This is a genomic window from Algibacter sp. L3A6 (genome assembly GCF_009796825.1).
Lineage (GTDB): Bacteria > Bacteroidota > Bacteroidia > Flavobacteriales > Flavobacteriaceae > Algibacter.
This window is the reverse complement of sequence record NZ_CP047030.1, coordinates 2,938,377-2,946,962: the sequence shown is the minus strand read 5'-3', so window position 1 is coordinate 2,946,962 and position 8,586 is coordinate 2,938,377. Positions and strand designations below refer to the sequence as shown.

Genomic DNA, 8,586 nt, shown 5'->3' with positions numbered 1-8,586 from the left:
TTACCTTTTTATTTGGTAAATTAATGAAACTATATATTATAATTCTTCACTAATTTTCAATTTTCACCATTGACATTTTACTGTTATATGGTGCGCCGTTTTTGTTCTTTAATGCTCTTGATGCCGTTTCGATATAATCGAATTTTTGATAATAAATGAAATATTTACTGCTAGTAATATCATAAAAGAAATCTATATTAGATTGTCCTGCTGCAACTGCTTTGGTTAAAAAAGCATCTCTTTGAGCTTCATCAGCATGTACTGCAATTACCATATAGTAACCACTTTCCGCATTAGCAACATTTTTCACAATTTGAATATTACTTTGAATATCTCCAAAATCAAAATCACTCTCTGATAATGGTTCCGCACTTATAGCTGTAGACTGCTTAATATATTTTAAAGCAGATCTATCTTTATTGTATCTATCATCTTCGTTTTCATAATTCGCTTTTTTGATACGACGTTTTCTCTCGATATCTGTAGCAATTTTGATACTTTCTAATGATGAAACTAAACGCTCTTGAGCACGTTTTGCTTCTTCCTGCTCTTTATACAAAAGCTCAATAGCATCTAAATAAATAACATTAACTGGATCTTGCTTACTTTTTACTTTTTTACGTCTTTCGTTATATAATTTTTCAATAGCCTTAATTTTTTCATCTCTATTGTTTATAACATTATCAACATCTACCTTTAAGGCTGCTAAAGCTGCATTTTCTGCACTTACACTTTTAAATGGTTTAGGCGCACTTACAATACCTTGATCTCTTAAATCATTTTCTTGTTTTAATTCATCTAAATCTTTTTGTTTACTAGCCATTTTTTCATTTAATCGGCGTAGTAAATCTTCTTGAATAATTTTAGACTCATCAGTCAATTTTGTTAAATCAATCATTGATTGCGTAGCGGCATCCATTGGGGCATTCCCTATAGCTTCAACAATTTCTTCAGCTCTCGATGTATTTTCTGTTTGATTTTTAGCTACTTCATCTGCTTTAGCTTTTGCATCGGCTGCTTGTTGCGCTTTAGCTAACTCATCTGCTTTTGCTTTTGCATCAGCTTCTTGTTGTGCTTTTGCTAACTCTTCGGCTTTTGCTTTTGCGTCAGCTTCTTGTTGCGCTTTTGCTAACTCTTCTGCTTTTGCTTTTGCATCAGCTTCTTGTTGCGCTTTAGCTAACTCATCTGCTTTTGCTTTTGCATCGGCTTCTTGTTGCGCTTTTGCTAACTCTTCTGCTTTTGCTTTTGCATCAGCTTCTTGTTGTGCTTTTGCTAACTCTTCTGCTTTTGCTTTCGCATCGGCTGCTTGTTGTGCTTTTGCTAATTCTTCTAATCTAGCTTTCGCATCGGCTGCTTGTTGTGCTTTTGCTAATTCTTCTAATCTAGCTTTCGCATCGGCTGCTTGTTGTGCTTTTGCTAATTCTTCTAATCTAGCTTTCGCATCGGCTGCTTGTTGTGCTTTTGCTAATTCTTCTGCTTTAGCTTTCGCATCGGCTGCTTGTTGTGCTTTTGCTAATTCTTCTGCTTTTGCTTTTGCGTCTGCTTCTTGTTGCGCTTTTGCTAACTCTTCTGCTTTTGTATCAACTTCTACTTCTTCAGTAACCTCTTCAACTTCGGCTTGCACCTCTACTGTATCAGCTACTTCTTCTATTTCCTTTGGAGCTTCAGCTAACTGTTTTGCTTCCTCTTTTGCTTTAGCATCTGCTTCAAACTGAGCTTTTCTTTCAGCTTTCACTTTTTCACTGGCAACTCTATTAGCTCTAAATTTTTCTTTATCACTTTCCGAAGTTGCTGCACTTGCTTTTCTTTTATTAACAGACTTTCTTTTTTTATTAGATGAAGAAAAAATTGAGCCTTCTTCCTCATCATCACTATAATTATATCTATATTTTTTATTGAATTTATAAGCCAAAGTAATTTCGTGAGAATTTCCAAACTCAGATAATTCCCCCATAGATTGCTCATAATTATACTCTACAGCTATTTGCTTACTAATATTTAAACCTATACCTGCTGAAGCCCCATAAAGTGTATTATAACCCGCTTGCCCCCAAATACCTTTTGGAACAGTAAGCATCATAACTCCTGAAATTACAGTTTGATCTTTTTTAAATTCCGATCTTACTAAACCTGAAAATTTACTGCTATCGAAAAAGCCACTACCTTGCAAAAAGCCTGTATACATAATATGACCTTGTATGCTTTGCTCTGGATTTTCTTCAATGATTTCGGAAGTATTTAAGTTATATGACACCAAATTATTTACAGCTACACCAAAATCGAAAAACATGGTACCGTAGTTTATTCCTGGGTTTATGGTAACTACTGAACTTTTTTCGGTATTATTTAATGCTGAATCTGGAAAATTTGAAACTATTTTACTTTGGTCTATACCACTTTGATAAAATGCAATGTTGGTACCAAAGGTTAAATTGCTATCTCTATCGAAAACCGCATTGTAAGCAAAGTTTAAAATACCTCCAAAATTAGTATACACACCGTTACTCTGTTGAAATAAACCAATACCAACTCCGGTATTTTCGCTAAATCGTCCAGAATAACTTACTAGATAATTTTCTGGTGCATTTTCGAACTGAGCCCATTGTTTTTTATTAGTAATACTGATGTATTTATTTTGTTCTCTTACAAAACTAAAGGTTGGGTTTAATGCATATTTGTTAAACTTCAATGAGTTTCTAACAGGCAGCGTAAACGCAACAACACCATTCTCTTGAGAATGGAGCTGTGTAATTAAACTAAAAAACAGGACGATATGTAGTATACTCTTTTTCACTATTTTATGATCGTTATTGAGCCCTTTTGCTTTTCGCCAGTAGACGTTGTAATGATGTAATAATACACAGGACTGATATTTGTAAAGTCTAATTGATCTACTGGCCAATTATTTTGATAATCATCACTCTTGAAAACAACTTTACCTTGTGTGCTAAATATTACTACTTCGGCATTTGTGCCGCTCACATAATCTTTTGGTATAACCCAAGTATCATTTTCGCCATCATTATTAGGACTAACAATATTCGGAATTAATGCTACATCAGGAAATAAATCTAAAGCCTTTTCTACTTCAAATAAAAATGTTTTTGTTGAAACACAGCCCGAAGTTTGAATAACCTCAACCTTATAATTACCAGATTGTGTTGCTTCGTAACTATCACTATTTGCACTAGCTATTAAGGTTTCATTTAAATACCATTTAAATTCTGGATCTACTGCTGTTGTACTTGCGGTAACTACTAAATTTTCTTCCGCTTCAATACTATTAAATTCTGGCACGTCTATACTTGCTGTAAAATCTGTGTTTATAATTTCTATTGATGCACTACTAGAACAACTTCCAAGATCTACACTCACAGAATACATGCCTTCTGTATTGGTTGTATACATTTGGCTTGTTGCTCCTTCGATTTCTGTACCATTTAAATACCATTGGTATGCATTACCATTTATAGAAGTTAAGGTGGTTGGACCTTCGGTAGCACAATAAGGAATATCTACACTCGAGTTTATATCAAATGTTGCAGTGCTAGAGACTATTTCGCTAACGGTTACTCTATTTGAAAATGAATTTGAGGTACAAGTACCATAATCAGTTTCTACAAAATAAACACCTGCTGTATCTACAGCTAAAGTACTTCCCGAAGCAATAAAAACAGATGTTGTTGGGCCAGTTTCTAGATACCAATTAAAATTAAGTGATGGATATTGTAAAGGTGAATCGTTCAATAAACTACCCGGATTATCTATAGTTAGTAAATAACTTCCACCAGAACAATAAGATCCCGTATCAATTAAATTATTTATAGAAAATGGAGTGTCTTGAATTTTATAATACGCAGGAAAACCGTTTGATGCCGAACTTGTAGCTACAGGAGCTGTACTCCTGATTTTTATTTTAAAATTTTCGCCTGTTGTTGTTGTTGGGATAGAAAACTCTAGTGTTGCTGGAGTTTTGATTACACTACCTACATCAGAAATATAAATATCTGTGGAATTAGTAAAATCACCGTTTTCATCAGAAAGTTCTATAATAAATTGATTAGAAGCTTCTAAATTTCCTTCTGGAGAAAAAGAAAACGTAGCATAATAAGTATTGAAAGTAGGGCCTGCACAAGCTTGAGAAAAACCAAGATTTGGCTTACTTATAACAATTTGAGCACTTACCATATTGGTAAAACTCAAAACAAAAAAAGCAAAAACACTTAATCTTTTCATTCTATATTACTTGTTATTATTCTTTATATAATTTTATATCACACTAAAAACCTAATTATTAAAAAATTTTAAACCCGAAATAAAAACACCTTATTATATAAACTTATTTTTATTGGGCTCGAAAACCTATTAATCAGTACCTAAATCGTGAGATGCTATAATTTTATTAATCTGTAGACGGTAATCTGGTCTACGTTCGTTTCTTATATCAATAAATGTTTCTGCATTATGACTTTTAGAATAAACATTATAAAAAGCTGAATTTCCGTACCAGTTTTCTAAATCTTCATTATTAGTATTGTGTTCAACAAAAATATTTCCGTTACAATTGTTGAAATACATGTTTGTGAATTTAATTTTATCTAAATTTTCCTGATTAATACTAATCTTATCTTGTAAAATCACAGCTGGATTAAAACCAGAAATAACACCTTTTTCCATATTTAATGAAGCACTCTCTCCTATATATATAGCTTCATTAACTAATCCTTGTTGAATATCACCTTCTAAATTTTCACTATCATTAAGCATAGTAATGTTTCGAGCCGTTACTGATGTTCCTGGTTTAGAAAAATCAACTTCAGAAATTTCATCAAAACCTAATATTTGAAAACATCTAGAACCTTCACTGCTAGAAATATATGGAGATCTTACAGCTAAAGAATTAGTAAGTTTACATTGTGCGCCGTAATTAAATCTAAAATCATTACTACTTGTTCTGAATGATACTATTTTATCTAAAGTTACATTACCGCCCCATACTTCAATAGCATCTCCACCAGAATAGCTTAACATAATATTATCGAATACAGTTTGGCTACCTACTCCTGCTAATAAAAGTCCATTTAAATATCCAGCACCTTTAATACGTTTACCTGCATATTCTATACGAACATATCTTAAAATACCAGAACAGCTTTCAGAGTTATCACCTCCAAAATTTGTAAAAGTATAATCACTTTGATTTAAATCAGAATAAAAAGTTGCTACAGAACCATTACCAAACTTATTGCTTGGCGCATCACCTAGTATAGTAATACCTCCCCAATCTCCAGCGCGCTTAACACTTCTGTTAGATGTAAAAACTATAGGATCTGTTTCTAAACCATCGGCCATAAGAACAGCTCCTTTAGTAATTGTAAGAGATGCTTTAGAGGCGTAGTCTCCAATAATTACCGTACCTGGTTCAATAGTTAAGGTTGCATTGTTTGTTACAAAAACACTCCCTACAAGAAGATAAGTATCTCTCTTACTTAAAGTCGTGTTTTCACTAATATTACCTGTTAATATTTGGTTTGGCTCTCTATAATCAGTTTGGTTTGGTTTAAACTCTGTCCAATTATCTAACCAATTATTAACACCTATAATACCTTTTTCTTGTTGCGCAAAGGCACTTCCCATTAAAAACAAAAAGAAAAGCAATTCTAAAGTAAATTTTTTCATAATAATTAAATTTTAAGCGTGAAACAGCAAACAATGCTTCTAAACTTTAAACAAAAATACAACAATTAAACTATGAAAAGATACATTTTATCGATGAAATGCATTTTTATATCGTTTGACAGCTCTTTTTCATCGATGAAATGCATCTTTACCCGCTAAAAGCCCTGATAATCAACAAAAACGCAAAACAAAAAAAAGGGTCATATTATAAGTATTTTCATCTATTTTTTATAAAAAACGAATCTACTCAAGCTAATTTACAAAATTTAACACGAATATACTTACTCAATAAGCACTTTAACCTATTAATTTTATATACCTATATAGTAGCTCCACAATTATCAATTAGAATATGTAAATTAGCACTCATTTTACGACTTAAAACACCCCATTAAACATCGAATGATACACATTCACGAAAAAACATTACAAGATTTAGAATTCCAAACCGTTTTACAACAAGTAAGCGAGCTTTGTGTTACGCCATTAGGTAATAAAAAAGCACTAGATATTACTCCTTTTAGATCAAAGGAAGAACTTCAAAGCTCTTTACTGCTTACAAACGAATACTTATCTTCTTTCCATAATGATAACCGTATACCAAATCATGGTTTCGATACTATTGTAAACGAACTAAAGCTTTTACGTATAGAAAACACCTATTTAGAGGTGCATGGTTTAAAGAAAATTGTATCCATGTCTATTTCTGTAAACGCTATAGTGGTGTTTTTAAAGAAGTTTCATGAATACTACCCAAACTTAAATACTTTTGCATCTCATATTGAAGTTACCAAAGTACTTATTGAAAAAGTAGATGGTATTGTAGACCGTTTTGGAGACATAAAAGATAATGCATCAAATACCTTATTTGATTTAAGACAATCTATAAACCGAATAAAAGGAAAAATTAATGCCAGCTTTAGTTCGGCACTAAATACCTATCATGGTTTGGAGTATCTAGATGATATTCGCGAATCGGTAGTAGATAATAAACGTGTACTTGCCGTAAAAGCGATGTATCGCCGTAAGGTTAAAGGAGCCATAATGGGTGGCAGTAAAACCGGAAGCATTGTATATATAGAACCAGAAACTACATTACAATATTCTAGAGAGCTTAATAATTTAGAATATGAAGAGCACGAAGAGGTTATTCGTATTTTAAAAGAAGTCACCAATTTTATTCGTCCGTTTTTAACACTTTTAGAAGATTACCAATCTTTCCTAATTGATATCGATGTTATTTCCGCGAAAGCGAAATACGCTAATTCCATGAATGCGATACTTCCGGAATTTACCGAAGATCGTAGCATGAATTTACGCGACGCTTACCACCCTCTACTCTATTTAAATAATTTAGCAAAGGAAGAAAAAACATTTCCGCAAAGTATTAAACTAAAAAAAGACAGTCGCATTATTGTTATTTCTGGTCCAAATGCCGGAGGAAAAAGTATTACACTAAAAACAGTAGGCCTATTACAAGTTATGCTACAAAGTGGGATGCTTATTCCTGTACACGAAAGAAGTACAGTAACCTTATTCGATAGAATTTTAAGTGATATTGGCGATAATCAATCTATAGAAAACCATTTAAGCACCTATAGTTACCGTTTAAAACAAATGAATTATTTCTTGAAGAAGTGTAACCAAAACACACTTTTTTTAATAGATGAATTCGGAACAGGAAGTGATCCTGAACTTGGTGGCGCTTTAGCGGAAACATTTTTAGAAGAATTTTACCATCGTGAAGCCTTCGGGATAATTACCACACATTATTCTAACCTGAAAATTCTAGCAAACGAAATGCCACACATGTTAAATGCCAACATGTTGTTTGACGAACGTACACTAGAGCCCCTTTTTAAACTCGTTATCGGTCAGGCCGGAAGTAGTTTCACCTTTGAAGTTGCTCAAAAAAATGGTATACCTTATAGTTTAATAAACCGAGCCAAAAAGAAAATTGAACGTAGTAAAGTCCGTTTTGATGCTACCATTGCAAAACTTCAAAAAGAACGCTCTAAACTCGAAAAAACCGGGCAATCTCTAAAAGAAAACGAAAAGAAAAAAGGAGAAGAAGCCGATAAGCTAGAAGAAATAAACACTAAAATACAAAAGAAACTAGAAAGCTATCAAGAACTTTACGATAGCAACCAACGCCTTATTTACTTAGGACAAAAAGTAAACGATATTGCCGAAAAATTCTTTAACAACAAACAGAAAAAAGAAATGATGGGCGAATTGTTTAAAATTGTTCAAATAGAAAACTCTAAACGCAAACGTGTTACTGTAAAAGAGAAAAAGCAAGTAAAAGCGAAAGAAATTCAAGTTAAAAAAGAAGTAGAAAAGAAAGTAGAAGTTATTCGCGAGAAGAAAAAAGAAGAAAAGAAAAAAGCCATTGAAGCTCCTAAACCAAAAGCTATAATTAGGCTTGGCGATCGCGTACGTATGGAAGATGGCCGTGCTGTTGGAACAGTAGATAAAATAGAGAAAAATAAAGCGGTTGTAAATTATGGCATCTTTACTACTAATGTAAGTATGGACCAATTAGAATTGGTAGAGCATATGAAGAAGTAATATTTTGCCGAAAAAAAGATGAAGACGTATGTTTTAAAGGATAAATTTTTACAACCATTATTAATAACGCTGTGCTACTCTTTTTTTTACATTGGTAAAAGCAATGATATGGTTTTCTTTGGTATCCTTTTTTTAATAATACTTACTGTATTATTCATTGTACATTATTTCAAAACGGATCTTTATATTCAAAATTTCTCAATAACAAACAACGCTCTCGAAATTCAATATCAAAGAAATTTATCTAAAAATGATGTAAAAACATTTTTAGCGCATTATAAAACAATCAAATCCTTTTCCTTTAATTCAAAATCATTTTTAGACACATCACATACT

The 8,586-nt window shown here is 32.4% G+C and carries 4 protein-coding genes; 1 reads left to right on the top strand and 3 read right to left on the bottom strand.

Annotated elements, in window-relative coordinates:
* Positions 1–49: 49 nt before the first annotated feature.
* The 3 genes from GQR98_RS12435 to GQR98_RS12425 all read right to left on the bottom strand — a co-directional run bounded on the left by GQR98_RS12435 (position 50) and on the right by GQR98_RS12425 (position 5,679).
* Positions 50–2,794, bottom strand: a complete 2,745-nt coding sequence (locus GQR98_RS12435) for a PorP/SprF family type IX secretion system membrane protein (RefSeq protein ID WP_159019772.1) — start codon at positions 2,792–2,794, stop codon at positions 50–52.
* Positions 2,794–4,236, bottom strand: coding sequence for a gliding motility-associated C-terminal domain-containing protein (locus GQR98_RS12430; protein WP_159019771.1), 1,443 nt, complete (start codon positions 4,234–4,236; stop codon positions 2,794–2,796). The genes GQR98_RS12435 and GQR98_RS12430 overlap by 1 nt, the downstream gene beginning before the upstream one ends.
* A 129-nt stretch (positions 4,237–4,365) precedes the next feature.
* On the bottom strand, positions 4,366–5,679 hold the full coding sequence (locus GQR98_RS12425; RefSeq protein ID WP_159019770.1) for a hypothetical protein: 1,314 nt from the start codon (positions 5,677–5,679) through the stop codon (positions 4,366–4,368).
* A gap of 402 nt (positions 5,680–6,081) precedes the next feature.
* Here GQR98_RS12425 and GQR98_RS12420 point away from each other — a divergent pair, with 402 nt between their 5' ends.
* Positions 6,082–8,250 (top strand): endonuclease MutS2, encoded by a 2,169-nt coding sequence (locus tag GQR98_RS12420; RefSeq protein ID WP_159019769.1) that lies wholly within the window; start codon positions 6,082–6,084, stop codon positions 8,248–8,250.
* The last annotated feature ends 336 nt before the right edge of the window (positions 8,251–8,586 follow it).

Bases quoted from the DNA above. Each gene is read 5' to 3' on its own strand.
- GQR98_RS12430 (WP_159019771.1), bottom strand. From the start codon at position 4,236: ATGAAAAGATTAAGTGTTTTTGCTTTTTTTGTTTTGAGTTTTACCAAT.
- GQR98_RS12425 (WP_159019770.1), bottom strand. From the start codon at position 5,679: ATGAAAAAATTTACTTTAGAATTGCTTTTCTTTTTGTTTTTAATGGGA.
- GQR98_RS12420 (WP_159019769.1), top strand. From the start codon at position 6,082: ATGATACACATTCACGAAAAAACATTACAAGATTTAGAATTCCAAACC.